This window comes from Actinoplanes sp. NPDC049265, from assembly GCF_043197135.1.
In the GTDB taxonomy this organism is placed as follows: domain Bacteria; phylum Actinomycetota; class Actinomycetes; order Mycobacteriales; family Micromonosporaceae; genus Actinoplanes.
In genome coordinates this window covers 242,654-267,510 of sequence record NZ_JBICSP010000002.1, presented here as the reverse complement: position 1 = coordinate 267,510, position 24,857 = coordinate 242,654, and the positions used below count along the sequence as shown (strand labels likewise).

Below are 24,857 nucleotides of genomic sequence, written 5' to 3'. Positions count from 1 at the left end.
GCCGACGGGTGTGACGAATCGCGGCGGTTATCCACAGTTCGGGGCGCGTAACCGGCAAAACGACCGGCGTTCGCCCGATAAGGTGGGCCCTCATGGTGGCTTGTTCTGGACCGGCATAGCCTCCATTGCCTATCGTATGGATAGGAATTAGTCGAGGGGGCGCGCATGACCGGGCGACGGATCGTTGCGGTGGTCGGTGGTGGGGCTTCGGGTGTGCTGGCATCCGTCGCGATCCTGCGCCGCACCGACGCCGAGGTGGTGCTCATCGAGCCGGGCGAGCCGGGCGGCGGCGTCGCCTACGGTGCGGCGGCCAGGCCGTGGCATCTGCTCAACTCGCGCGCGGGGGCGATGAGCGCCTACCCGGACGACCCGGGCCATTTCGCGCGCTGGGCCGGCGTCGAGAACTGTGACTTCGTGTCGCGCCAGGCCTACGGCCGCTATCTGCGTGAGGTGCTGGACTGGGCCGCGGTCGCGCATCCGGGGCGGTTCCGGTGGGTGCCGGGGCGGGCGGTGGACGTACGCGCCGATCCTCGCGTGATCCTGGCCGACGGCCGTGAGGTGCGCGCCGACGACGTGGTTCTGGCCCTGGGCAATCCGGCCAGCGCGCGGCCGGGGCGCGGCGATCATCCGTTCTACGTGCCGGACCCGTGGCGGCCCGGTGCCCTCGACGGGCTGCCGTCCGGCGGCGGCCCGATCGTGCTCGTCGGCACCGGTCTGACCGCCGTCGACGTGGCACTGACCTTGACGGGGGGCTCGGAACCGGCCGCCCGCGTCAGCCCGGTCGGCGATCTGGACGCGGGCCCGGGCGCCTACTGGGACGCGCCGTCCCGCAGTGCCCCGGAGCGGGAGTGGGGGGCGTTCGAGCCGTCCGACCGGGTGATCATCGCCTACAGCCGGCACGGTCTGCTGCCGCTGACTCATGTCGAGCGTCCGGCCGAGCTCGAACCTCCGGCGGTCGCGCACCTGGCCGGCCTGCGCGAGGTGGTCCGGGCGGTGCGCGCGGCGGCGGCGTCGACCGCTGATTGGCGTACGGTCGTCGACGGCCTCCGCCCGCAGGTCAACGGCATTTGGGACCGCCTCGGCGAGCGTGACCGGGAGGCCTTCCTGCGGCATCTGGCCCGGGTCTGGGAGTGTCACCGCCACCGGATGGCCCCGCGGGTCGCCGAGCGCATCGCCCACCTGCGCGAGACCGGCCGCCTCGTCGTCCGGAAAGGTGTCCCTGAGGTGACGCCGGCCGCGGTCGTCAACTGTGCCGGTCCGGGCCGCCTGCCCGAGGCCGCCTCCGGCTTGACCGCAGCCCTGCTCCGTACGGGTCTGGCCCGGGTCGGCCCGCATCAGCTGGGCCTGGACGTGGACCGCGCGGGTCGCGTGCAGCCGCACGTCTGGGTGCTGGGGCCGCTGCGCCGCGGGGTCAGCTGGGAGACCACGGCCGTGCCGGAAATCAGGTCTCAGGCGCGGGACCTGGCCGAGGAGCTCGCCGGGCAGCATCCCGATTCGGTAATAACCCAGACGTATGACGCGCCCAAAATCCCTGGTCAGGCCTGGTTTGACGAGGATCGACGAAACATTGTGTAAACCTTAACGAACCTTGAGGAGAGCATCGACGGCGTTCGATACTGCGGGAGCACCTCCGGCGCGGCGAACCCCCGGCGCGCCACCCACCCCCCTGGGAGGAATCGTGCTCAACCCGAAGCTTCGCCGACCGATCGTCGGCCTGGCCGTCGGCATCCTCGTGAGTGGTGCCTTCGCCGCCTCACCGGCGGCCGCCGCACCGCTCTCCGCCGACGCGACCTTCACCGCGACGGCTCTCTCGCACACGCTGGAGGCAAAGCTCGGCGACAGCGCCGCCGGTTCGTACCTCGGCTCCGACGGCAAGCTGGTCGTCAACGTAACCGACGCCGCCACCGCGAAGACGGTCGCCGCGTCCGGTGCCACCCCGCGCATGGTGACCCGCAGCGCCGCGGTGCTGGCCGCCGCGAACGGCTCACTGACCAAGGACCTCAAGATCACGGGTACGTCGTTCGCCACCGACCCGGTCTCGAACCAGGTCGTGGTCACGGCCGACAGCACGGTCACCGGCGCCAAGCTGGACAAGGTGCGCGAGCTGGTAGCCGGCCTCGGTGACGCGGCCCGGCTGGAGCTCGAGCCGGGCAAGCTGACCACGCTGATCTCCGGCGGCGACGCCATCTACACCAGCGGCGCGCGCTGCTCGCTCGGCTTCAACGTGCAGAACAGCTCGGGACAGCAGTCCTTCCTGACCGCCGGTCACTGCACCAACATCGGCGCGACCTGGACCAACGGCTCGACGACGATCGGCTCCCGGGCCGGCACCAGCTTCCCGGGCAACGACTACGGCATCGTGCGCTACACCGGCTCGGTCTCGCGCCCGGGCAACGTCGGCTCGGTCGACATCACGCGTGCGGCCACCCCGGCCGTCAACGCGACCGTCACCCGTCGCGGTTCCACCACCGGCATCCACAGTGGCCGGGTCACCGCGCTCAACGCGACGGTCAACTACGCCGAGGGCAGCGTCTCCGGCCTGATCCGCACCACGGTCTGCGCCGAGCCGGGCGACAGCGGCGGCTCGCTCTACTCCGGTTCGACGGCCCACGGCCTGACCTCCGGCGGTAGCGGCAACTGCTCCTCCGGCGGCACGACCTACTTCCAGCCGGTGACCGAGCCCCTCTCGGTGTACGGCGTCAGCGTCTACTGATGACAAAGGTGGGGGCCTCGCTCTACGGGAGCGGGGCCCCTTCCTTCTGCGCGAGGTAGGCGGCGGTCAGCGCGGCGAGCACCGACGGTGTCCCGGCCGGGCGTGCCACGCCGAGGTGCAGTTCCCGCAGCTCGTCCATGAACTCGTCCCACAGCGCGGGTCCGCCCTCTTCGAGCAGCTGGGCCCGGATGGCCAGATCGGGCGACACGGGCAGGTGCCGCCGGCCCCAGGCGCCCAGGTGGGCCATCACCGGCAGCAGCTGGATGGCCGGTTCGGTGAGGCTGAGGCGTACCCGCTGCTTGTGCGACGGATCCGGAGCCGACGTGATCAGGCCGAGTTCGCTGAGCTTGGCGATCCGGTCGGCCAGGATGTTCGACGCGATGCCCTCCTCGGACTGTGTGAGCAGGGCCCGGAAGTGCCGCCGGTTGCCGAACATCATGTCCCGGATGATCAGCAGCGACCATTTGTCGCCGAGCACCTCCAGCGAGAGGTTGATCGGGCAGCCCGACCGGTGGCCGTCGCTCATCGGAACCCCTTCCCCAGACCACTTGCAGTCTACAACCGGTCCATGGCGAGCAGACGCTCCTCGACCTCCTCCTCGATCTCCTGCTCGATCCGCTTGGTCGCCGACATCTGCAGGTACATCAGCGTGCCGAACATCACCGCGAGGATGCTGCCGGCCAGGACGATCACCATGTCGGTACGCCCGGCCGTGGGCAGCAGCACGTCCCGGTCGGCACTGGTCCGCAGCAGCCACTGGCGCTGCCCGGCCTGGAAGTCCTGGGCGCGGCGGACGTCGGCGGCCCGGCCCGCGTGCAGCACGGTGGCCACCTCGATCAACTGGCCACCGCCGGACCGGGTCACCAGCTGGGCGTCGAGCAGGTCGCCGGCCGACCGGGCGAGCAGCGTGGTGACGAACTCGGTGCCGCTGACGCTGAGCATCACGTACCCGGCCGGGCGCTTGTCCGCCCCGGCCACCGGCGCCACCACGTCGAACGACAGCTGCTGGTCGGCCTTGGCCTTCTTGGTCTCGCCGAGCTGCACGTACGCGTCGGAGACGGCGACCCCGTTGGCGGTCCGGGCGAGCCGGGTCACCTCCACCGAGGCCGGCACCAAGCCCTGGTCGGTGCCCAGCGGGGGCGCGGTCGCGCCGTTCAGCCCGCGGGCGAAGACGGTGAACAGGTGCTCCTGGATGTCGGCGACCTTGCCGATCTTCAGATCCCGGGCGCCGCGGTCGCGCCAGTACGGCGCCACCGAACCGGCCGACCTCGGGTCGGCCGGGACCACGAAGCGGATCCCGGTGGTCGCGGTGAGCTTCTGGTTGGCCACCGCGGTGGTGATGTCGGTGAAGGTCCGCGCGGTCGGCGTGTCCAGCGAGCTGAGCGCGGCCGCGGTCAGCCGGACGGTGTCGATGTAGCGGGCGAGCTGCTCGGTCACCGTGAGCTCGAGTGACGTGCTGGCGGTGGCCATCCGGTTCTCGGCGTTGCGTTCAAGGGCACTTCTGAGGCGTACGCCGAAACCGAGCGAAACCGCCACGCCCCCGAGGATGATCACGATGGCGAAGAACGCCGACCATCCTCGTGACCAGCCGCTGTTCGCGTTCCGCTTCGCCACAGGCCCACCATATTGCCGGTAACCGGCAGATCAGACGTTAACGCCCATTGGCCGCCCGCTCATCGGCCCGCTCCTCCTTCTCCTCGCCGCGACGCTTGAGCATCCGCAGGCCGGGCAGGCCGGCGATGGCCAGGTGCAGGTCCTCGGTCACCTCGAGCAGCTTGTGCAGGTCGGGGCCGACCTGGTCGAGCTTGCCGAGCAGCGGCAGGACGTCCTCGACCAGGTGCCGGCGCAGCTCCGGGAAGGTATCGACCATCGAGATGGCCGCGCTGATCTCCTCCGGCGACAGTTCGTCGACGAACCGCTCGGCCAGGGGCGCCGCCTTCCGCAGCGTCGGCGTGTACGCGTGCAGCAGCCCCTCGGCCTCCTCGGTGGCCTTGGCCGCCCGCACCACCACGCCCGACGCCGCCCCCGTGGTGGCCGCCGCGTCAGTGATCACCGACGTGGCCGCGTCGGTCGCCGCGGCGGCGCTGCCGACCACCTTGGCCGCCCCGATGGCCACGTTGTCACCCTCGATGATCAGCCGCTGGGCCCCGATGGCGACGTGTTCCGCCTCGGCCACGAGCTTGGCGGCGGCGCTGGTGATCGTACGAATCTCCTTGATCGCCCCCTCCGCCTCGGCGGCCGACCGCCCCGCGCGCTCGACCATCGCCTCGGCCTGTTCGGCGACCACGCCGATCCGGGCCACGAGCAGTTCCGCCTGCCCGAGCACGCCGAGCACCCGGGCGGGCACGGTGACCAGGTTGGCGGCGGTCTCGATCACCTGCCCCGCGGCGGTGCGGGCCAGGTCGACGGCGGCACGGGCGAGGTCGAAGAGAGCCATGCCCTCATTGTGCCCACGAGATGCTCACCCACGCCCCCCGTGCGCCGATTGTGGGCCTGGCGCCGCCCGAGGTCCGAAGATGGACAGCGGGTTAACAAGAATGAGACGAGGGGTATACGACTTCAGCTCTGAGGATCACGTACGGTTGTCAGCGGGCAACAAAAGTGAAGGGATGTGCTCGTGACGACGGGATTCTGGTCGGCGGACCCGCTGCGCAACCTCGGCGGGCAGGCCGGCGAGGTCGAGCTCAAGGTCGTGGTGCCCGAGCGGGGTGGCCGCTCCCTGGGCATCGACCCGAAACGCGGGCCGTCCCGCCGCGTCTACTACCTGGACACCCCCGATCTCGCGCTGTACCGAAACGACCTGATCGTCCGTTTCCGCGATCGCCGACGCCGCCGCGACGACGCCGTGATCAAGCTGCGCCCCGTCGACCCCGGCCGGGTGCCCGGCTGGCTGCGCGACGCCGACCGCTTCCAGGTGGAGATCGACGCGCTGCCCGGTCACGCCCTGTGCTCCGGCGCGCTCAAACGCCGGCTGGACCGCAACGACGTGGCCCGCACCCTCCGGGCCGGCCGCCCCCTGACCGGGTTGCTGTCCGCGCGGCAGCGCCGGCTCTTCGACCGGTACGCCCCCGCCGGCGTCGCCCTGACCGACCTGATCGTGTACGGCCCCGTCGACGTCCGGCGCCTCAACATCGAGCTGCGCGGCCTCGACCGTGGCCTGACCGCCGAGCGCTGGCGTTACCCGGACGGCTCCGACCTGCTCGAACTGTCCACCAAATGCCCGGTCGACGAGGCCGCCGCGGTGGCCCGCCGGGTGTCCAAGACCCTTCGCGCGTACGGCGTCGCCCCGGCCGACCTGCAGCGCACCAAGACCGAGCTGGCCCTGCTCAGCTAGCGCCGCGCCGCCGGCCCAGTGGCTCCTCCCGGTGCGCAGAGCGGTTCTGCTCACCAGGCGTGGGGTGGCTCCTCCCGGTGCGCAGAGCGGTTCTGCTCACCAACGAGGGGTGGCCACTCCCGGTGCGCAGAGGCTCTGCTCACCAGGAGTTGGGTCACAGGGTGTGCGCGGGCCGGGGCGCTGCGTCGAAATTTGGGGCCAATATCGATCTGATCCCGCTTCCGGGTAACGATTCGGGCGGCGGGCACGGCAATATGCATGGGTGCTTCGGACTAAGAGCCTCATTCTTGCCGTCGCCGCCGTTGGAATTCTGGGCGGTGGCGCGCTCGTAGCCGTCGGCATGACCGGCAACTCCGGCGCCGGTGGGGAAGGCGGTGGCAAGGCGCTCTCGGGCGTCTTCGGCGGCACGTCGGCCCCGACGGCCAGCCCGACGCCGACCGGTCCCAGCCCGCAGGAACTGCGCAAGATCGAGTACGCCAAGCGCACCAAGTCGCTGGACGCCGCGCTGAAGAAGTACTCGGCCGCCGCGCCGGAGTTCTCGGTGGCCGTGCTGAACAAGAAGACCGGCGAGACGTACGCCTACCGGGGCTCGGAGACCTACGAGACGGCGAGCATCGTCAAGGTGCAGGTGCTGGCCTGCCTGCTGCTGAAGGCGCAGGACGGCCAGCGGGACCTGACCGCGAGCGAGAAGGAACGGGCCGGCCGGATGATCCGGGCCAGCGACAACGACGCCACCACGTCGCTGTTCACGCAGCTGGGCGGGGCGAGCGCGGTCAACCGGTCGAACAAGAAGCTCGGCCTCAAGCAGACCCGGGTCAACCAGTCCTGGGGCCTGACCAAGACGACCGTCAGCGACCAGGTCAAGCTGCTCGGTCAGCTGGTCAACACCAAAGGACCGCTGAACGAGAAGTCCCGGGGCATCGCCAAGGAACTGATGAGCTCGGTCAACGCCGACCAGGACTGGGGTGTGCCCGCCGCCGCCACCAAGGGCGACAACTTCCTGGTCAAGAACGGCTGGCTGGCCCGTTCGACCGAGGGCAACCGCTGGATCATCAACACGGTCGGCCGGGTCAGCACCGACGACGGCAAGACCGACGTGTCGATCGCGGTGCTGTCGCACAACAACGCGGACATGCCGGGCGGCATCGCCGTGGTGGAGAAGGTCGCCAAGATGACCCGGCAGTACCTCAAGTACTGATGGCCTTCGCCTTGGCCTCGCGGCGCTTCTGGATGCGGCCGACGACCAGGGTGACGACCACGATCAGCAGGACGGCGGCCACCACGCCCTGCCACGGTTCGGGGAAGATCGAGCCGCCGGCCAGGCCGATCCCGGCGTAGACGGTGGCCCAGAGCGCGCAGGCGGGCAGGTTCGCGATCACGAAGGTGTGCCACGGCATGCCGAGGAAGGCCGCGGCCAGCAGGACCGGCACCCGGCCGCCGGGGATCAGCCGGGACACCAGCAACACCGGCACCTGGCGGTCCTGCAGGCGCTCCTTGACCGAGGCCAGGTGCTCCTCGTCGCGGAGCCAGCGCAGCCGCCGGGCGAGCTTCTCGCCACCGGCGCGGCACACGGCGTACATCACCAGGTCGCCGACGTAGGCACCGGCCGCGCCGAAGGCCACCACCAGGACCAGCACCAGGGGTTCGGTGTGGAAGGCGAGCGCGGCGGCACCGCTGACCGCCGCGCCGGTCGGAACGACGGGCACTATCGCACCGAACGCGACCACCCCGAACAGCCCGAACAGCGAACCGAGCCAGTGGATCACGCGTCGTCCCTGATCGGTGCGGCCGGGCGTACGGTCAGCGTCTCGCCCTGCCGCAGCACCCGGACCTGGGCGTCCGGCGCCTTCTCGGCCGCGAACCGGGCGAACTCCGGACCCGGTTGGCCGAACATGTGCTGCCGGACCCGGCCGAACCCGACCGGCCAGAACGAGCCGTAGTGGACCGGCACGGCGTGCCGGGCGCGGACCCGGCGCAGGGCCTCGGCCGCCTGCTCGGGGTCGAGGTGCTCGTGCGCGTGCAGGGTCGGTCCCCACCCGCCGACCGGTATCAGCGCCAGGTCGAGCGGGCCCAGGCCGGACATCTCGTCGAACAGGCCGGTGTCACCGGCGTACCACGTCCGGGAGGTGCCCTCGACGACGAAGCCGAGCGCGACCGCCCGCAGGCCGGACCACGGCCCGCGACCGCCCGGATGGGCGGCCTTCACCGCACGGATCCGGACGTCGCCGACCTTGGTCTCCTCGCCCGGTGACAGCTCGACGCAGCGCTCGGCGGCCGATCGGCCCAGGCCCTTGGCGATGAAACCGGCCGACCCGCGCGGCACGATCAGCAGCGGCTCGCCTTGGACCATCCGCAGCGACGCCAGGTGGAAATGGTCGGCGTGCAGATGGGAGAGCAGCACCGCGTCCGGTGGGCCGGGCAGCCGCGGCGGCGGTCCGGCGGCGCGGCGCAGATGGGCCAGGCGGTCGGTGAGGACCGGGTCGGTCAGAAGGGTGATGCCGGCGTCGGCCAGCCACATCGTGCTGTGCCCCCACCAGGTGACGCTCGTCTCGCCCACCAGTTCACGGTACTCACCTCGACATGCGGTCGTGACCTGGCTCCGCCAGACTGGGCGGCGTGACTGGACCCCGTTCCGCCGTGGTGGTCAACCCGTCCAAGATTGACGACCTCGATCAGCTGCGCTCGGACATCGTTTCCACGTTGACCGGCGCCGGCTGGCCCGAGCCCCGGTTCCTGGAGACCACCCCCGAGGACGCCGGCCAGGGGCAGGCCGAGCAGGCCGTCGCCGACGGTGCCGAGCTGGTCTTCGCCTGCGGCGGGGACGGCACGGTGATGGCGGTGCTGACCGCTCTGGCCAGCACGGACGTCGCGATGGCGGTGCTGCCGGCCGGCACCGGCAACCTGCTCGCGGCCAACCTCGGGCTCGCGACCGACCTGGCCGGGGCGCTGCAGGTGGCGATCGAGGGCGGCCGCAAGCGGATCGACGTCGGCGTGGTCGACGACAAGTGCTTCGCGGTGATGGCCGGCATGGGCTTCGACGCCCAGATGCTCGACGCCACGTCGGAAACGGCCAAGAAGAGGATCGGATCTCTGGCGTACGTGGGCGGCGGTCTGAAAAAGCTCTTCGATCCGCCCATGCGGGTCCGCATCGTGCTCGACGGAGGCCCGCCCAAGCACCGCCACCCGCGTACGGTCATCGTCGGCAACGTCGGCCGCCTGCAGGGTGGCATCCGCCTGCTCGACGAGGCCTCGCCCGACGACGGCAGGCTCGACGTCGCCGTCCTCACCCCCAACAACCTGTGGCACTGGCTGGCCCTGGGCTGGGGTGTGCTGCGGCGGCAGAAGCGGGTGCCGCGGATGGAGACGTACTCGGCCGAGCGGGTCGAGATCACCAGCAACCACGTGCAGCCGCGCCAGCTCGACGGCGACCTGATCGACCCGGGCAAGACGATGCGGGTCCAGGTGAAACCGAAGGCGCTGCTGCTCTGCGTGCCGCGTCCCGCGTCCGACCCGGACCTGGCGTACGACGCCAAGGCGGTGCGTGAGAGGGCGGAGTGAGCTCGACCGAACCGGTCCCCGAGACCCGGATGATGCCCGGGGACGAACTCTCCGCCGACGACGCGCTCGAGGCTCTGTGGCACTACGGGCGGTGGCCGCTGCTCCGGGACGCGTTCGTGCGGTTCCGGTACGGCGACGGCTTCAGCCATTCGCGCGCGCTCGCCCTGCAGCTGTGCCTGGCCATCGTCCCGTTCCTCATCGCGCTCTCCGGCCTGGCCACCGACCTGGGCGCCGAGGAGGGTGGCAAGGTCGTCGCCGACACCGTCGTCGCGCTCACCCCCGGCGCCTCCGAGCCGCTCGTGCGTGACCTGCTCTCCATGTCGGACGACGAGGAGGACGAGGACCACGGCGAGTTCGCGCTGGTCGTCGGCCTGATCACCGGCCTCGTGGCCCTGACCCAGGCGATGGCGCAGATCGAGCGGGGCGCGAACCGGATCTACGGTGTCGAACGGGACCGGCCGGCCCTGGCCAAGTACGTGCGGGCCGCGATCCTGGCCGTGGTCGCCGGTGTGCCCGCGCTGACCGGCTTCCTGCTGCTGGTGGCCGGGGGAGCGGCCGGCGACTCGCTGGCCGGCGAGCTGGGCTGGGGTTCGGTCATGCGTACCACCTGGGACTGGGTCCGGTGGCCGCTCAGCCTGGCGCTGATCGTGGTCGCCGTCGGCGTGCTGTTCGAGCAGTCCCCGCGCCGCAAGCAGCCGGCCCTGTCCTGGCTGCTGTTCGGCGCCGGCATCGCGACGGCGCTGTGGTGGCTGGCCAGCCTGGCCCTGGGCGGCTACGTGCGGATCAGCGACGACTTCGACGCCACCTACGGACCCCTCACCGCGATCATGGCCCTGCTGATCTGGGCCAACCTGACCGGCGTGGCGTTCTTCTTCGGTCTGGCCTTCGCCGCCCAGCTGGAGGCGCAGCGCGTCGGGGTCGTCCAGCCGGCGCCACCCGATCGGTGGGAGCCGTCGGCCGACGATTGACGATCCTTGTCATGGGGTAAGGGTCGGCCGTGTCTGTTGATACCCGTCGCTTCGGCTCCCGTTCAGTGGCCGGCTTCCTGGTGGTGGCGGCCGTCGGTTTCGGATTCGGCCTGCTCCTGCTGCTCGTGCGCGGCCAGTGGGCGCCGCTGACCCGGTTCGACGTTTCCGTCGCGGACGGGCTCAACGCGGTCGTCGAGCCGTACGTCCCGGTCCTGAACGGCATCTCGGCCCTCGGCGGCCGGCCCATCATGCTGTGGCTGGTCGTGATCGTGGTGCTCGTGCTGCTGATCCGGCGGCGCTGGCGGCTGGCCCTCTACCTGGTGGTCGCCGGCGTGGGCGCGCTCGTGCTCGACCCGACCCTCAAGACCCTGGTCGGCCGGGTACGCCCGATCTTCGAGACACCTGTCGCCCACGCTCCCGGCAACAGTTTCCCGAGCGGGCACGCCCTGGGCTCGATGGTGGTCTACGGCGCGCTCGCCCTGATCTTCCTGCCCGCCGTCCCGCCCCGGTGGCGCAAGCCGTTCCTGGCCGTACCCGTCCTGATCATCCTGCTGGTCGGCTTCAGCCGGGTGGCGCTGGGTGTGCACTACACGACCGACGTGCTGGGCGGCTGGCTGCTCGGCGTCGCGTGGCTGGGCGTGACGGCGTACGCCTTCCGCCCTGACTTCCCCTCCCGCGGCCTCGACCCGTCCGCGGCGCCCGACCTCCGCCCCGCGCCCTGGCATCAGGGCATCTCCCGCCCGTGGCTGCGCGCCGCCGAGATCATCACCGGCTGGGTCCTGACCTTCGGCGTGCTGTACGTCCTCGGCCTCTGGTTCCGCACCTTCCACGACGACGGCGTCAACCGCTGGATGCAGAGCCACCGCACCCCCGGGCTGGACGACTGGAGCTACTTCTGGAGCAAGGCCGGCGACACCCACGCCATCACCCTGGTCCTGCTGATCTCCTGCCCACTGGCCCTCGCGGTGTGGCGTCAGTGGCGCCCGGTCGTGTTCCTGCTCGTGACCATGGCCGGAGAGATCACCCTCTTTCTGTGTACGGCTGCGGCGGTGCAACGCCCCCGCCCCCGCGTCGAACAATTGGACGGCCACATGCCGACGTCGTCGTTCCCGTCCGGCCACATCGCCGCGACGCTGTGCCTCTGGACGGCGATCGCCATCCTGGTCATCGGCCGGTTCACCGGCCGGTGGCGCTGGTTCGCCCTGCTTCCGGCGATCGTGATGCCGCTCGGGGTGGCGACGTCCCGCATGTACCGAGGCATGCACCACCCGACGGACGTGCTGGGGGCTCTCGTGCTGACCGGGCTCTGGCTGGGCCTGCTGTGCTGGGTGATCCGTCCCCTGCGCGCGGCCGAGGCTCCTTCTCCCGCCGCCGCCTCCGTCTCGCCTCCGGCCGATTCGTCCGCCGGTTCGTCCGCTGTTTCGCCTGCCGCCGGTTCGTCCGCTGTTTCGCCTGCCGCCGAGCCTGCCGCCGAGCCTGCCGCCGAGCCTGCCGCCGAGTCGGCCGCCGAGTCGGCCGGGCGAAAATGACGGCCCGGGGCGCCTCAGGAGCCGGCGGCGCGCCGGTCCAGGGCGGACAGGCGGTCGGCGGCCAGCGGTGTGCCCGCGTGCACCTCGGCCAGCAGCGCGTCCAGGTCGCCGTCGCGGGTCAGCCCGTCGACCAGGTGACGGGCGGCCCCGGGACACCCGGCGTCGGAGCGTTCGCGCAGTGCGGCCCACCGTCGTCCGGCCGCCAGTGACGCGTTGACCTGTTCGTCGGCGTCGGCGAGGCCGTCACGGATGACGGCGTTGACCAGGGTGCGGTGGCATTCGCGGCTGAGGTAGTGGCGTAACCGTTCCACCCGCGGCAGCCGGTCGTGCAACAGCCGCGCGATCTTGGGCCGGCCCCGGCGGGCGGCGTTGTCGGCCAGATCCAGGGTGTCGCCGGGATGGTGATCGACCAGCGCCTGCCAGACCGCGTCCGGCAGCGGCTCGGCCCGCCGCCCGCACTGGGCGTGCTGGTGCAGGTAGTCGGCGGTCAGGTAGCCGGCGGTGACGGCCATGCCGGCGCCGACCGGGGTGAGGCAGGCGGCGGCACCATGCAGCCGGGTGGTGGCGTAGTCGACGGCGCGGTCGAGCCAGTCCGGCGGGGCGGCGGCCCGCTGCGCCGCGGTCAGATAGGCCGGTGCGGCGGCGGCCAGACAGTCGCGGGTCAGCGGGCCGCGGGCTCCGACCCGCCGGGCGTCCAGGGCAGCCGTGATGATGGCTTGGCCGGCATACTGGCGCGGGTCTGTGCTGTCGGCGCCGGCCCAGCGGCGGATCAGTTCCGGTCCGGCCGCGAGGACCTGGGTGACGCCGGCGTCGGTGCTGTCGACGGCGATCCGCAGGCGCTGGTCGTCGGCGGCCAGGCGCTCGGCCCGCATGCGCTCGGCCGCGGTGAACTCATCCGGTACGTCGATGACGTGCGCCAGGCCGAGGATCTCGCGTTCGTCGGCGTACGGGTCGGGCCGGCCGGGGATCCGAGGCGTGGTCCGGCAGTTGTACTCGTCCGGCCACAGTGTCGCGACCGCTGTCGCCCCGACGGCCAGGGCTGCCCGCATGCGGTCGGCCGGCACCGGGCACCGCTGCAACTCGTCGAGCCACCACACGGTTCGCGGACCCGGCGTACCGTCGCCGTGCAACAGCCACCAGTCCGGCAGCGTTTCTCGTACGGCCTCGAACAGCGCCCGCGTCTTGCCGGTCGACGAACCGCCGCGCAGCAGCACGAACGTACCCGGCCGCAGCATCTCCCGAAGGCCGGGATCGAAGTCCCGCGGCACGTAGCCGGGTAGTTCACCGGCGTCCGTGCTCGTCCGGATCGACGGGTGGACGCCGAGCCGCCGGGCCACCGCCGCGCGTACCCGGATCGCCCCCGCCGGACGGTTCAGATGGGCGGCCCCGGCCCGGTCCCGCGCCGCCATCCAGGGCCGCTGGGCCTGCTGGTCGAGGCCGCAGGCGCTGAGGAACGCGGCGACCGTCTCCCGGGTCGGCGTGGACTTTCCGGTCAGCAGGTCGCCGAGCGTGCTCGGCCGCAGCGCCGGGTGCGCCCGGACGAGCGTCTTGTAGGAGCGTTTCCCGCGCAGGGCGTTCAGCGCCGCCACGAACTGCTCGGGTGTGCGCACGTGGTCGGGGTCCGGAGCGAGCACCGGACCACGGTAGGCGCGGCCGGCTCCGGCCGGAACGGTCAGGTCGCCGGATTCACCGGTCCGGGCGAGTCCGGACCGGTGGCCGGACCCGCCCGCCGGCCGGGAGCCTGGTGCTTCCACTCACCCGTCGCGCTCATCTCGCGCTCACCTCGGAGGAAGCCCGAATGCACGAGTACGTCCAGGTCGCCGGCGACGTCCTGTCCATCACGGCCAGCTTGCTGTCGCTGGCCCTGGCCGCCCGCCGGCGAAAGCACAGTGGTAGCCCTGAGCGGTATCCGGGACGCGGACACCGCTCAGGGCTACCACTGTGAAGGCGCCCGCCACCCAGCGATCAGCGGAGACGAACGGCACGCGGATCATGTGCGGTGATCCCGGCCCGTGCCGTCATTCGTTCCGTGTACCGGCGGGGAGCGGCCCGGTTCTCAGGCGTCGGCGTCGACGATCTCGGCGCCGACGGCCGCCCGCTGCACCGCCTCGCAGCCGTCCTTGGCCCCGGCCTTGCTGTCGTACGCCTCGCCGGTCGCGACGACCTGCCCGTTGGAGGCCTTGAGCCGGAACCGGTACTTGCCGGCCTTGTCGGAGAACACCTCGAACTTGCTCGCCATCGTCCCTCACCTTCGATAGAGGACCGCGTCGCGCTCGCCACGCGGATCGTTGCCACGAGTCGTACCCAGGCCGCCCGAACGTCACACCAACGCCCACGGCGAGTCCGGGTTTCAGGCCGTGTTTCGCAGTCCAGCCGGGGCTGCGACGTGATCCGGGGCGCGCCTGACGGTGGAATGTGGGTAAAGAACGTGGCCGGGAAGTGTTTGGCGGCGATGTGAGGTGCCCGGTGCGTGTGATGACGTGGAACATCCTGGTCGGCGGCCAGGACCGGCTCGACGCGATCGCCTCGGTGATCCGGCGTGAGCAGCCCGACGTGCTCGCCCTTCAGGAGCTCAAGGGCTGGTCGGCCCGCCGCGCGCGGGACTTCGCGGGCCAGGTCGGCATGCACGCCCACCTGGCCCCGTCCGTGTTCGGCCAGCCGGTGGCCGTGCTCTCCCGTCGGGCGCCGGCCCGGACCCGGTCGATCACGTGGCGTCTGCACCACGCCGCCGCCGTCGCCACGGTCGGTGGTCTGACAGTCGTCAGCACCCACCTCAACCCGTTCGACCCGGAACGACGCCGTCGCGAGGCGACCTGGTTGTCGGCGTGCTTCTTCCGTACCCGGCAAAAGGTCTTGATCGCCGGCGACCTGAACTCACTGGATCCGGGCACCGACCACAGCGAGGCGGTCAAGCGGATCGCCCCGCGGTATCAGCGCCGCCACCTGCGCCCGGACGGCAGCGTCGACACGCGCGCGATCCAGGCCATGGCCGCCGCCGGGTTCGTCGACGTGGGTCGCGGCATCGGCCCGACCGTACCCACCGAAGGCCTGCGCCAGGACGAGTTCGGCGACTTCCGGCTGGACTATCTGATGGCGAGCCCGCCGCTGGCCAAGCTGGCCCGCTACGTGTCGGTGCGGCGCGACGAGGTCACCGACATGGCGTCGGACCATTACCCGGTGGTCGCGTCGTTCGGCTAGCCTTCGCCGACCGCCCGGTGACGTGATCGAATCGGGTATGGCCAATGGGGAGAAGGACTGGCAGGAGTGGCACCAGCATTACGACGACCCGGGTTCGTCGCTGGCCGGGCGCCTGCGGGTGGTGCAACGTGACCTGCGCCGGGCGCTGGACGAGGCGCCTCGCGAGGACGGCCGGCTGCGGCTGGTCGTGATGTGTGCCGGTGAGGGCCGCGACGTCCTGCCGGTGCTGGCCGAGCGCCGTGACGCGCACGTCTCGGCCGTACTCGTCGAATTCGATCCTGACCTGGCCGCCAAGGCCCGCGCCAGCGCCGCCGAGCTCGGCCTGGCCGGGGTCGAGGTACGCACGGCCGACGCGGGCGACCCGGCGACCTACGCCGACCTGGCCCCGGCGCACATCCTGACCGCGTGCGGCGTCTTCGGCAACGTGGTCCGCGCCGACGCGCTGCGCACCATCGCCGTGCTGCCGCGGCTGCTCGCCGACGGCGGCCTGGTCATCTGGACCCGCGGGCACTTCGCCGACGATGACACCGACCCGGCTCAGGAACTGCGCGAGCACTTCCTGACCTGCGGCTTCACCGAGCTGGACTTCACCCGCCCGGACGACGCGCACTTCCGGGTCGGTCTCAACCGCCTGACCGGGCGGCCGCCCGCGGTCCCGGACGGGCGGATGTTCGCCTTCGTTTAGGCCGTGTGCGGCCACGGCCGGACTGCGAAACACGGCCTGGAGCTGTCCGGGGCTGGCGCCGGTGCGAGAGCATCGAGAGATGGAGGTATCTCGATGAAACGGTCACTTGCCCTGTTCGTCACCGTCTCCGTCCTCGCATCGCAGATGTTCGCCACCGCGGCTCAAGCCAGTCCGGGCCTGAGCTGGGGACCGTGTGCCACCGTCCCGGACGCCGCACTGGAATGTGCGGACCTCAGCGTGCCGCTCGACTACCGGGCTCCGCACGGCCGGTCGATCACGGTCGCCGTCTCCCGCCTCAAGGCGGCCGACCCGGCCAAGCGGCGGGGGATCCTGCTGCTCAACCCCGGCGGTCCGGGCGGCAGCGGCCTGGACATGCCGCTCTTCGAAGCCGCCAGCCTGCCCGCCGATGTGGTCGACCGCTACGACCTGATCGGCTTCGACCCGCGCGGCGTCGGCCAGAGCACGCCGATCACCTGCGGCATCCCCGTCACCACGCCCACCGACCTGATCCTGCCGTACCCGGACACTGACGGTTCGATCGCGCGCAACGTCGCGTACGCCCGGTCCACCGCTCGAGGGTGTGCCGCGAACGCCGGTGACGTGCTGCCGTACATCACCACCGCCAACACCGCCCGCGACATGGACCGCATCCGTGCCGCGCTCGGCGAGTCCAAGACGTCGTATCTCGGTTACTCGTACGGCACGTACCTGGGCGCGGCCTATGTCTCGTTGTTCCCGCGGCGCACCGACCGGATCATCCTGGACAGTGCGGTCGACCCGGCCCGGGTCTGGTACGGCGTGTGGAGCAGCTGGGGTGAGGCGGTGGCGTTGCGGCTGCCCGACTTCACCAAGTGGGCGGCTCGCCGCGACGACATCTACCACCTGGGCGCCACGCCGCGCGCGGTCGAGCGCACCTACTATCGGATCGCCGCACGGCTGGACCGCGATCCGGTCGAACTGCCCGACGTCACCGTGAACGGCAACCTCTTCCGCGAGCAGACCCGCAGCGCGCTGTACGACGACCGGGCCTTCCCCTTCCTGGCCGAGTTCTGGCAGGAGTTCTCCGACCCGGCCACCCCGCCCGCCGCCGGCGGAGTCGCCGGGCTGGCCGAGCCCTCACCCGACAACTCCATCGCCGTGCTCTACAGCATCGTCTGCGACGACGTGAGCTGGCCGCGCGACACCAACGTCTACGCACGTGGCTCGGCTGCCAGCCGCCGCGAGTACCCGGCGACCGCCGGCATGCCGGCCAACATCTGGCCCTGCGCGTTCTGGCCCTACCGCCCGGTCGAGCCACCGGTCAAGGTCACCGACCGGGGGCCGCGCAACGTCCTGATCCTGCAGAACCTGCGTGACCCGGCGACCTCCTGGAGCAACGGCTACGGCCTGCGCCGGGCCTTGGGCCACCGAGCCGCGTTCGTCACCGTCGACGCCGGCGGCCACGGCATCTACGGCATCCGCTCCGGCCCGTGCACCGACGCGATAGCCACCGCTTTCCTGGTCGACGGCCGGCTACCGGCCCGCGACCAGTTCTGCACGGGCCCGTCGCCGGAGGACGTGTCGGCCACCGCCACCACGACCTGGCGTCCCGGCCCCTGGCTCTGATTCCCCCTCAGCGTTTGTACGCGATGAGGGACTTGGTGAGACCGTAGGCCTTCTCGGACCGCAATTCCGAGTCCGGGAAATAGGAACGCATCTGCGTCCGGTCCAGCAACTCGATCCACAGGACCCGGGAGAGGGCCTCCTCCCGGGTCCGCCCCGGGGTATAGGCGAGCGGCCACGTGCGCGCGATCTCGCGGCGCGCGGCCACCGGCAGGAACTGCATGCCCGGGGCGATCCAGTGCGGTTCGATCGGGAAATACCGGTAAGGCGTCTGAACCCAGTGTGCGGGCGCGAGCGTGTGAACCGCCTCGGCGAATCGGAGCCGGCGCTCGTGCCCGCCCACATGCTCGATCACGGAGTTGCTGAACGCCAGGTCGTATCGACGCGCGGCGATCTCGGCCGGAAGCGCGCAGGCGTCGCCGTAATCGACGGTCACGCCTTCGGGCAGATCGGCCGACGACGGTTCCAGATTGACCACGTGCACGTGCTTGGGGCGTACCGGCAGCTGTCGCCAGAACCCGACCCGCCCACCGAGATCGATCACCGACATCTCGGTCAGTTCCGGAAACGTTTCCCCCAGCCAGCGCGACCGGGCTTCCCGCCGTCGCGCGCCCCAGGAACCGGGCCGATCGACCAGGCGCCAGCGAAGGGAATGAATATCCACCGCGCCACCCTACTATTTCCGCATTCGCCGTTAGGCTTGGCCGGGATGAGGTCTCGACGAACCTGGCTGATCGTCGCCGCGGTCGTCGTGCTGCTGGCGACCGGGTTCGTGGTGCACCTGACCCGCCCCGGCGACTCGCCTCCGGGCCCGTGGATGGCCCGGCCGTTCCTTTCCATCGCGCATCAGGGCGGCGAGGGCGAGGCGCCGTCCAACACCATGTACGCGTTCCGCCGCGCCGCCGCCCTGGGCGCCGACATGCTCGAGATGGACGTGCACGCGACCGCCGACGACGTGCTCGTCGTCATGCACGACGCCGAGGTCGACCGCACCACCGACGGCCACGGCGCCGTCCGGGACAAGTCGTTACGTGACATCCAGCAGCTGGACGCGGCGTTCCACTCCGAGCTACGCGGCATACGAACCGGTGATCGCCCACCGCCGCCCGGTTATTCACCCGACGACTTCACCGTGCCGTCGCTCGAACAGGTGCTGACCCGATTCCCGCAAACCCCGTTCACCGTCGAGATCAAGGGCGAGAACGACGATTCTTTCGTACGCAACGCGCGACTGCTGGCCGCCCTCCTACAGCGCCTGAACCGCACCCGGGACATCATCGTGGCGTCGTTCAACGACGAGGCGATCGCCGAATTCCACCGCTCGGCGCCGTCGGTCGGCCTGGCCCCCGGATTCAACGGGGTGCTCCGATATCTGACCCTTCGCATCCGCCCGATCGACGGAACCGTGGCGCTGCAGATCCCGGTCGAGTTCCAGGGTCTCGATGTCGCAACGCCGACCTTCATCGCAAGAGCACACAGCGACGGGTACGCCGTACACGTCTGGTTCAGCGGCACCGCCGCCGAGACCGAGGCAACCTACAACTCCCTGATCGACGCCTGCGCCGACGGCCTGATGTCGTCCCGGCCGACGACCTTGGAACACCTGCTCGACCGGCGAGGCATCGCCCGCCCCGGCACCGTCGGCACCGCCGCCTGCCCGTCCGCGCCGTAGGCGCCGGACGCCAGGAGCGGATCAGATCAGGTTTCGGCAGCGCGCGGCGAGCTCTGTCGCTGGTCAGGTGCCGCGGCGGCGCATCGAGCGGTAGACCAGCCACAGCACGAAGGCGACCGGGGTCAGGATCGCCGCGAACAGGAATCCGGCGAAGATTCCGTAGCCGTGCGGGTCGGAAAGCAGACCGGTGGCGCTGAGTATCGCTTCGCCGGCGAGCAACAGGATCAGCAGGGCGGTGCCGGCGAACGCGCCGAGGACGACGTAACGCAACGCTTTCCGTATTGGACCGGTGCGGTTCGGCGAATTCACGGTCGGCGTCAGTTCGGGTCGGGGGTGCAGATGGTCAGGAAACTCTTCTGGTTCTCGCGTTGGACGTCGGATGCGTTCATCCAGCCCCGCTGGCCGAAAAGATAGCTGTCGGACGGGTGCTGGGGCGACTCGCGGAGCACCTGGGGGACGTCGGCTCGGGCGCCGAGGGCCTTGGGGCCGTCGACGGAGAAGTTGAGGGAATTCGCCTTGGTCCAGTCGTACCCGGCGGGTAGTGGTTTTTGAATGTGAAGTCCGGGGGTGCCGGGGGCGGGCTGGCTGCCGGTCTCGAGCAAATCCATGCGTTCCAGCTGTACGCCGGGCTGCGGCGCCGCCCACACCTGCTCCCTACTCTGCTGGGTGCCGGAGTCGAAGGTCAGCCGCATGCCGGTGACGCCCGGGCACGGGGTGCCCGTCCACAGTTTCAGGACGCCGCCGTCGACGCGGAACCCGGCCGCGGGCGGCAGGGACGGCGCGAACTGCGCCTCGGTGTCGCACGCCGCGGCCGCTGTGCTCACGAGCAGGGCGGCGCACGCGAGGCGCAGCAGTTTAGTGATATCCGCCATCGGAAAGTCCCGCGTCTTCCTCGGTCTCGTTGCCGCCGGTGATCTGCTCCCACGCGTACGAGGCGAGGAAGCCGGTGTAGCCTTCGCGCGCCCACTGCTGGGAGTGGCGCTCCTCGTGGTGCAGCAGCCGGTCCATGTCGAGATCACCACGGTAGGCGCCGTCGTCGCCCTCGTACCAGGCGTGGCCGGAGGTCACCGTCTCGCGCAGCTGTTGTGCCGGGTCCTGCGGGTCGTCGATGTTGAGCATGAACGTGTCGCCCCACGTCGTCCCGCCGCGCTGGCTGAACTGGTCCTGGATGAGGTTGCCGCCCAGACCCATCATCATGCCGTTCGGGGTGGTCACCAGCCGGCCCCCGTTGCCGTGGACGAATCCGACATCGTCGTCGTAGCTGAAGGAGTTCTCCCGTTGCCGGTCGGTGATGCGCCGCAGTTCCTCTGATCCGTACGGGGCCGGCGCGAAGTCGGTCTTCTCGCCCTCGGTGCCGTAGTCGGTGCCGGCGTTCAGAACATAGGTCATGCGTACGGCCTTGGCCGCGTCGTCCCCGTTGAAGTCCGCCGGCATCAGAAAGTACGACTTGTAGATCCCGTCGCCGTCCTCGTCCTCGCGGATCTCCTCCATGCGGTCGAGGATCGCGAAGTCCTCCGGGGTGATGTGGTGGTCGGTGATCATCTTCTTGATCGTGTCGACCGGCACGCCGCGGCGTACGGCGTTCTCCAGCCACTCCCGGTAGTGGCCGGACGCGGGCGGCCCGGTCAGCAGCCCGGCGTCACGCAGCGACTGCTCCATCTCGGCCACCTGCGCGTCGATCTGCCCGCCCGTGCCGGCGTCGGCCAGGGTGGTCGCCTCGTGGTCGCTGACCTTGCGGTCCCGCGCGAGCTGCAGCACCCGGGTGAGCGTGGCGTCGATGCTGGTGGCCGTGGTCAGGATCGCTGTGGTGTCCCGTACCAGCTGCGCCCGGATGATCTCGCGGTGCCGCCGGGTCTCGGCCCGGTCCTCGGCCTCGAACCGCGACTGCGGCGGCGGGTCGGCCGGCCGGACGTCGACGATCGCGCCGTCGGCGGCGATCCGGAACTGGTAGGTGTCGGCGAGGGAGTCGTTGTTGGCGACCCGGCTCCGCAATGTGGACACATCGTCCGACGTGTCCTCCAGGGCGCGTACGACTGCGGACAGCTCGGCGACCAGGATCTCGGCATTGTTCCGGGTGTCCCCGAGTGAGCGGCGAGCGCCCTCACCCGCGGCGCCGTGCCAGTCGGGCAGGGCCCGGGCCGCGTCGAGCTCGTCCTGCAGCCCGACCAGTTTGTCCCGCCGGCCCCGCATTCCCGTCGCCGCCGTCTCGACCGCCTCGGCGTTCCATCGGCGGACGTCGTCGTAGCCGACGGTCATCCCCCGAAGGCCTTTTTCGCGGATTCATCGCTCTCGGCGTATTCCTTCGCGGCGGCCGTGACCGATGCGCTCCATCGGTCGATCTCATCCGCCCACGCCCGCGTACGCTCGTTGAACGTCGACGCCAGGGCCGGCGCGTCCGCCGCCGAGGTCCCGCCGGGCAGCGCCGTCGCGACCGCCTCCAGGCCGGTGCCCGGGTCCACCGTCCGCGCCTGGTCCGCGGCCGATGCCGCCGCCGTGGCCGCTTTTCGCAGCTGCCCGATCTGAACCTCGAAAACGCTCACCCTCGGTGACCCCTGTCCGGTCATCCTCCGGCACGGTACGCGGACTCCGCAAGACCAGGTCAACGGCCGTCGATGGCACGCGGGACACGATGGTGTCCGGCGCCGTGGACGCGCGGTCCGTGCCCATCGCGCCCCGCCTCGTCCTTTGCCTGTCGGACCCCCGCCGCGGGTGGTCAGGAGCGGTAACGGCCGCTGAGTACGCCCAGCACGTCGGCGTAACGGCCCTCGGCCACGGCGTTGCGCTGCCACTTCACGCGCTCGACGACGATCTGCTCGGCCTTCGGGTCGGCCTCGATCAGACCCATGACCTGGTCGAGGAGGTCGTCCAGGGGCATCGCCACCTCGGAGTTCTGCTGGTTCATCAGCGTGGTCCGGGTGGCCGGCGGCACCAGCTCTATTACCTGGACGTTGCTGTTGGTCAGCTGCACCCGCAGGCTCTCGGTGAAGGAGTGGACGGCGGCCTTGGTGGCGTTGTAGGTCGGCGTGGCCGGCAGCGGCACGTAGGCCAGGCCGGAGGTGACAGTCATGACGGTCGCGGCCGGCTGGGTGAGCAGTCCGGGCAGGAACGCGCTGATCAGCCGGATCGGGCCGAGGAGATTGACCGCGACGGTACGCTCGGCGACCTCCAGGTCGGCCGGGTCGCGCAGGTCCTCCGTCTCCATGATGCCGGCCACCGTGATCAGGGTGTCCAGCGCCGGATAGCGGGCGGTGAGTTCGTCCCGGGCCGCGGTGATCGACGCCGGGTCGGTGGTGTCGATGGCGATGGTGTCGATGCCGTGCTCGGCTTGGATCCGCTGGAGCAACTCGGTGCGGCGGCCACCGGCGATGACGGTGTTGCCTTTGGCCTTCAGCCGCTGGGCCAGGCCGAGGCCGATGCCGGAGGTGGCGCCGGGGATGAAGACGGTGTTTCCGGTGATGTTCACGGGGTTCCTTCTGGTGATGGGCGCGCGGAAGTGTCCGCGTTCCGCGGTTTCTGGAGGTGCGAGGGGTGTTGCTCAGGAGAACTTCTGATTCCCGAGTACGTCGAGGAAGGCGATCTGTTCGCGAGCGTCGGACCCGGGCCGGGGCCGGAAGAGGATGAGCCGATGACCGGTGGCGGGGCTCAACACGACATCGCATTGCAGGTCGAGTTGGCCGACGAGCGGATGCCGGATCAGTTTGGGCGCCGAGCTGAGCGCCGCGACGTACTGTTCCGCCCACAGGCCGGCGAATTCGGTGCTGCGCCGCAGAAGGTCGGCCACGATGCCGTGGGCGAACCGGTCGCGCGGTGAGCGCTGGGCCACACCGGCGCGTAGGTCGGCCGCGTAGGCCCGGCCGATGCGTTCGTGTTCGGCCGGATCGTTGCTGTCGCGTGAGGCCGGGTCGGCGAACCAGCGCCACGTCACATTGGACTCGTACCCGGGCCGACCGGTCCAGACACCGAGCAGGTTTTCCGCGGCACGGTTCTGCGCGACCACCGTGAGCAGGTCGTCGGCGACCTGGGCGGGTGTGTGCTCGAGCGCGTCCAGCAGGTAGGTCATGGCCGGGTCGACGTGGGCCAGTGGTGAGCGCGGCTCCGGTGGCTGCTGCCCGGCCAGGCGGAACAGGTAGTTCTGCTCGTCGCCGGTGAGCCGGATGGCGCGGGCCAGGCTGGCCAGGGCCGCCGCCGACGGCGTACGCACCCGGCCCTGCTCGAGCCGCGAGTAGTAGTCCGGTGACAACGCCGCCAGGCTTGCCACTTCCTCCCGGCGTAAGCCGGGGGTGCGGCGCCGGCCACCGCCGGGCAGCCCCACATCCTCGGGTCGTAACCGTTCCCGCCGATGGCGCAGGAACTCGCCGAGCGCTTTGTCATCCATGTTCTACCTCCCTTCGTGCTGGCGTGAATCCAGCATCGCCGCCCGGAACCGGGATATGAAGGCCACGCTCAGCCTAGGTGTCCCATGCCCTGGCTACGGCCCGAATCCGGTCAACCGTAAGTTGACGACACGGGGTGTAAAGATATGTATCGCCCCTCTGACCGTCACGACATCAAGGCAGCAGCGCCGCCCTCTCCTCCGGCCGACACCCGGCTGCGCCAGGTCCTCGCGCCCACCTGCGGGGCGACCATCGACAACCCGGTGAACCCGCCCACCGGCAGCGGGCCGATCAGCGGCCACGGCGGCTGCTACGACTACCTCGCCGAACCGGCGACGGTCGTTCGCGGCGGCATCTGGTTGTTCCACGACTGGACCCGCTGCCCGGCCTGCTGCGTCCCGCGACGCCGCCGATGATGGGCAGCGGCGACTTCACCGCCGGCGGCCTCCAGGACATCGCGCTGCTGCCCGGCCTCGGTTCGGGTTGGACGACGATCCCGGTCGCCTACAACACCGGCAACGGCGCCTTCCGGGTGACCAATGAGGAGTCGCGTGACTTCGCCGGCTGGGCCCAGACCGACCCCATGAGCTGACACACCTCTGCTGATCGAAGGAGCACGATGAGAACACCAAGATGTTCGTACGGCTGCCCGCCGCGCTCGGCCTGGACGCCACGATGGCGATCGTCGCGGTCACCGCCCCCGCTCAGGCCGCGACCGTCTTCACGATCCACCTCTCTACGAGATCGGCGGGTCGCTCGACGAGGACCTGTTCGACCGGGACGAGATCTACATCAAGGGTCGCTGGGTCGACGGCGACGGCGCCGTGCCCGCAGCAACCAGGTCAACGGCGACTTCTGACCACGCGGCGGCCAGCGTGGTCACCACCGGCCGCCTGTGGTCTCCCGTCCACCGGCCGGACCACATTCGGCTTCTTCCCGTGATGCGGCTCACCCCGGCGTGATGCGAGCTGACGGATTCCTGTCAGGTGAGGCCGGGGTCCGGGCGGCCGGTTGTTGGATGAGTGAATGGAATTGGACAGGGCCTCGGAACAGCGGGCCGAGCCGGCCGCCGGGCACGCGGACAAGAAGCGTCCGTCGCGCACCGGGCTTCTCGGCCTGCAACGAGACGCGGGCAACCGGGCGGTGTCGTCACTGCTTGCCCCGCAACAGGCGGAATCGTCCGCCGTGCAGCATCAGGCGGAGCCCGAGTCCGTGCAGCGTCAGG

Annotated in this window: 28 protein-coding genes; 14 read left to right on the top strand and 14 right to left on the bottom strand. The window is 70.9% G+C overall.

The genetic code is table 11. The features are described from left to right. The first annotated feature begins 165 nt into the window (after positions 1-165). The gene (locus tag ACGFIO_RS06975) at positions 166-1,575 is read left to right on the top strand and encodes an FAD/NAD(P)-binding protein (RefSeq protein ID WP_392823110.1); all 1,410 of its coding nucleotides are present in this window, start codon (positions 166-168) and stop codon (positions 1,573-1,575) included. A 103-nt stretch (positions 1,576-1,678) separates the two neighbouring features. Next, entirely contained in the window at positions 1,679-2,713 is a 1,035-nt protein-coding gene (locus tag ACGFIO_RS06970; protein WP_392823108.1) for a S1 family peptidase, read from the top strand. A gap of 22 nt (positions 2,714-2,735) precedes the next feature. Here ACGFIO_RS06970 and ACGFIO_RS06965 read toward each other — a convergent pair whose 3' ends face one another. Genes ACGFIO_RS06965 through ACGFIO_RS06955 form a run of 3 tightly spaced genes read right to left on the bottom strand, consistent with a single transcriptional unit; the run spans position 2,736 to position 5,150 of the window. Beyond that, complete coding sequence (locus tag ACGFIO_RS06965; protein ID WP_392823106.1) at positions 2,736-3,239, bottom strand: winged helix-turn-helix transcriptional regulator; 504 nt, start codon at positions 3,237-3,239, stop codon at positions 2,736-2,738. A gap of 29 nt (positions 3,240-3,268) precedes the next feature. Further along, entirely contained in the window at positions 3,269-4,327 is a 1,059-nt protein-coding gene (locus tag ACGFIO_RS06960; protein WP_392823103.1) for a hypothetical protein, read from the bottom strand. Between the two features lie 37 nt (positions 4,328-4,364). Then, on the bottom strand, positions 4,365-5,150 hold the full coding sequence (locus tag ACGFIO_RS06955; protein ID WP_392823100.1) for a hypothetical protein: 786 nt from the start codon (positions 5,148-5,150) through the stop codon (positions 4,365-4,367). 180 nt (positions 5,151-5,330) lie between these two features. Between ACGFIO_RS06955 and ACGFIO_RS06950 the strand changes: the two genes are divergently transcribed. Together ACGFIO_RS06950 and ACGFIO_RS06945 are read left to right on the top strand one after the other, a co-directional pair. Continuing rightward, a complete protein-coding gene (locus ACGFIO_RS06950) occupies positions 5,331-6,047 on the top strand; it encodes a hypothetical protein (protein ID WP_392823097.1) in 717 nt (238 codons plus the stop codon). Positions 6,048-6,309: 262 nt separating this feature from the next. Then, positions 6,310-7,245 (top strand): serine hydrolase, encoded by a 936-nt coding sequence (locus tag ACGFIO_RS06945; protein ID WP_392823095.1) that lies wholly within the window; start codon positions 6,310-6,312, stop codon positions 7,243-7,245. On the opposite strand, the gene ACGFIO_RS06940 is transcribed toward ACGFIO_RS06945, so the two are convergent. After that, positions 7,235-7,813 (bottom strand): DedA family protein, encoded by a 579-nt coding sequence (locus tag ACGFIO_RS06940; protein ID WP_392823092.1) that lies wholly within the window; start codon positions 7,811-7,813, stop codon positions 7,235-7,237. The genes ACGFIO_RS06945 and ACGFIO_RS06940 overlap by 11 nt on opposite strands. Continuing rightward, a complete protein-coding gene (locus ACGFIO_RS06935) occupies positions 7,810-8,604 on the bottom strand; it encodes an MBL fold metallo-hydrolase (RefSeq protein WP_392823090.1) in 795 nt (264 codons plus the stop codon). Before ACGFIO_RS06935 ends, ACGFIO_RS06940 begins: the two co-directional genes overlap by 4 nt. A gap of 59 nt (positions 8,605-8,663) precedes the next feature. Here ACGFIO_RS06935 and ACGFIO_RS06930 point away from each other — a divergent pair, with 59 nt between their 5' ends. From ACGFIO_RS06930 to ACGFIO_RS06920, 3 genes are read left to right on the top strand one after another with little or no spacing between them, the layout of a single operon-like run. Then, positions 8,664-9,605: a diacylglycerol/lipid kinase family protein gene (locus ACGFIO_RS06930; RefSeq protein WP_392823088.1), complete on the top strand. Its 942-nt coding sequence runs from the start codon at positions 8,664-8,666 to the stop codon at positions 9,603-9,605. Next, complete coding sequence (locus ACGFIO_RS06925) at positions 9,602-10,573, top strand: YihY/virulence factor BrkB family protein (protein WP_392823086.1); 972 nt, start codon at positions 9,602-9,604, stop codon at positions 10,571-10,573. Before ACGFIO_RS06930 ends, ACGFIO_RS06925 begins: the two co-directional genes overlap by 4 nt. Positions 10,574-10,602: 29 nt before the next feature. Beyond that, positions 10,603-12,102, top strand: coding sequence for a phosphatase PAP2 family protein (locus tag ACGFIO_RS06920; protein WP_392823085.1), 1,500 nt, complete (start codon positions 10,603-10,605; stop codon positions 12,100-12,102). 14 nt (positions 12,103-12,116) lie between these two features. On the opposite strand, the gene ACGFIO_RS06915 is transcribed toward ACGFIO_RS06920, so the two are convergent. Beyond that, the gene (locus ACGFIO_RS06915; RefSeq protein ID WP_392823083.1) at positions 12,117-13,736 is read right to left on the bottom strand and encodes a hypothetical protein; all 1,620 of its coding nucleotides are present in this window, start codon (positions 13,734-13,736) and stop codon (positions 12,117-12,119) included. Positions 13,737-14,158: 422 nt separating this feature from the next. Beyond that, a complete protein-coding gene (locus ACGFIO_RS06910) occupies positions 14,159-14,341 on the bottom strand; it encodes a YegP family protein (RefSeq protein ID WP_392823080.1) in 183 nt (60 codons plus the stop codon). Between the two features lie 236 nt (positions 14,342-14,577). Here ACGFIO_RS06910 and ACGFIO_RS06905 point away from each other — a divergent pair, with 236 nt between their 5' ends. The 3 genes from ACGFIO_RS06905 (at position 14,578) to ACGFIO_RS06895 (ending at position 17,590) form a co-directional block, all read left to right on the top strand. Beyond that, on the top strand, positions 14,578-15,300 hold the full coding sequence (locus tag ACGFIO_RS06905; protein ID WP_392824334.1) for an endonuclease/exonuclease/phosphatase family protein: 723 nt from the start codon (positions 14,578-14,580) through the stop codon (positions 15,298-15,300). Between the two features lie 37 nt (positions 15,301-15,337). Continuing rightward, positions 15,338-15,985, top strand: a complete 648-nt coding sequence (locus ACGFIO_RS06900; RefSeq protein ID WP_392823077.1) for a class I SAM-dependent methyltransferase family protein — start codon at positions 15,338-15,340, stop codon at positions 15,983-15,985. Positions 15,986-16,078: 93 nt separating this feature from the next. Next, positions 16,079-17,590: an alpha/beta hydrolase gene (locus ACGFIO_RS06895; RefSeq protein WP_392823075.1), complete on the top strand. Its 1,512-nt coding sequence runs from the start codon at positions 16,079-16,081 to the stop codon at positions 17,588-17,590. A 7-nt stretch (positions 17,591-17,597) separates the two neighbouring features. Here the strand turns inward: ACGFIO_RS06895 and ACGFIO_RS06890 are convergent, their stop codons facing one another. After that, complete coding sequence (locus ACGFIO_RS06890) at positions 17,598-18,251, bottom strand: class I SAM-dependent methyltransferase (RefSeq protein WP_392823073.1); 654 nt, start codon at positions 18,249-18,251, stop codon at positions 17,598-17,600. Positions 18,252-18,296: 45 nt separating this feature from the next. On the opposite strand from ACGFIO_RS06890, the gene ACGFIO_RS06885 reads away from it, so the two are divergent. Continuing rightward, positions 18,297-19,259: a glycerophosphodiester phosphodiesterase family protein gene (locus ACGFIO_RS06885; protein WP_392823071.1), complete on the top strand. Its 963-nt coding sequence runs from the start codon at positions 18,297-18,299 to the stop codon at positions 19,257-19,259. A gap of 63 nt (positions 19,260-19,322) precedes the next feature. On the opposite strand, the gene ACGFIO_RS06880 is transcribed toward ACGFIO_RS06885, so the two are convergent. The 6 genes from ACGFIO_RS06880 to ACGFIO_RS06855 all read right to left on the bottom strand — a co-directional run bounded on the left by ACGFIO_RS06880 (position 19,323) and on the right by ACGFIO_RS06855 (position 23,634). Then, positions 19,323-19,529, bottom strand: a complete 207-nt coding sequence (locus ACGFIO_RS06880; protein ID WP_392823068.1) for a hypothetical protein — start codon at positions 19,527-19,529, stop codon at positions 19,323-19,325. Positions 19,530-19,576: 47 nt separating this feature from the next. Continuing rightward, positions 19,577-20,131, bottom strand: a complete 555-nt coding sequence (locus ACGFIO_RS06875) for a hypothetical protein (RefSeq protein WP_392823066.1) — start codon at positions 20,129-20,131, stop codon at positions 19,577-19,579. Beyond that, positions 20,115-21,515 carry a hypothetical protein gene (locus ACGFIO_RS06870; protein ID WP_392823063.1) on the bottom strand — a complete coding sequence of 467 codons (1,401 nt, stop codon included), beginning with the start codon at positions 21,513-21,515 and terminating at the stop codon, positions 20,115-20,117. The genes ACGFIO_RS06875 and ACGFIO_RS06870 overlap by 17 nt, the downstream gene beginning before the upstream one ends. Then, entirely contained in the window at positions 21,512-21,799 is a 288-nt protein-coding gene (locus tag ACGFIO_RS06865) for a hypothetical protein (protein ID WP_392823060.1), read from the bottom strand. Before ACGFIO_RS06865 ends, ACGFIO_RS06870 begins: the two co-directional genes overlap by 4 nt. A 173-nt stretch (positions 21,800-21,972) precedes the next feature. Further along, positions 21,973-22,722, bottom strand: a complete 750-nt coding sequence (locus ACGFIO_RS06860) for an SDR family oxidoreductase (protein WP_392823058.1) — start codon at positions 22,720-22,722, stop codon at positions 21,973-21,975. Between the two features lie 72 nt (positions 22,723-22,794). Continuing rightward, positions 22,795-23,634, bottom strand: coding sequence for a helix-turn-helix transcriptional regulator (locus tag ACGFIO_RS06855; RefSeq protein WP_392823056.1), 840 nt, complete (start codon positions 23,632-23,634; stop codon positions 22,795-22,797). Positions 23,635-23,778: 144 nt separating this feature from the next. Here ACGFIO_RS06855 and ACGFIO_RS06850 point away from each other — a divergent pair, with 144 nt between their 5' ends. The 3 genes from ACGFIO_RS06850 to ACGFIO_RS06840 form a co-directional block, all read left to right on the top strand. After that, positions 23,779-24,048: a hypothetical protein gene (locus ACGFIO_RS06850; RefSeq protein WP_392823054.1), complete on the top strand. Its 270-nt coding sequence runs from the start codon at positions 23,779-23,781 to the stop codon at positions 24,046-24,048. Further along, positions 24,045-24,224 (top strand): hypothetical protein, encoded by a 180-nt coding sequence (locus ACGFIO_RS06845; RefSeq protein WP_392823051.1) that lies wholly within the window; start codon positions 24,045-24,047, stop codon positions 24,222-24,224. Before ACGFIO_RS06850 ends, ACGFIO_RS06845 begins: the two co-directional genes overlap by 4 nt. Positions 24,225-24,658: 434 nt before the next feature. Continuing rightward, positions 24,659-24,857: hypothetical protein (locus ACGFIO_RS06840; protein WP_392823050.1), on the top strand; the 199-nt coding region annotated here is incomplete at its 3' end.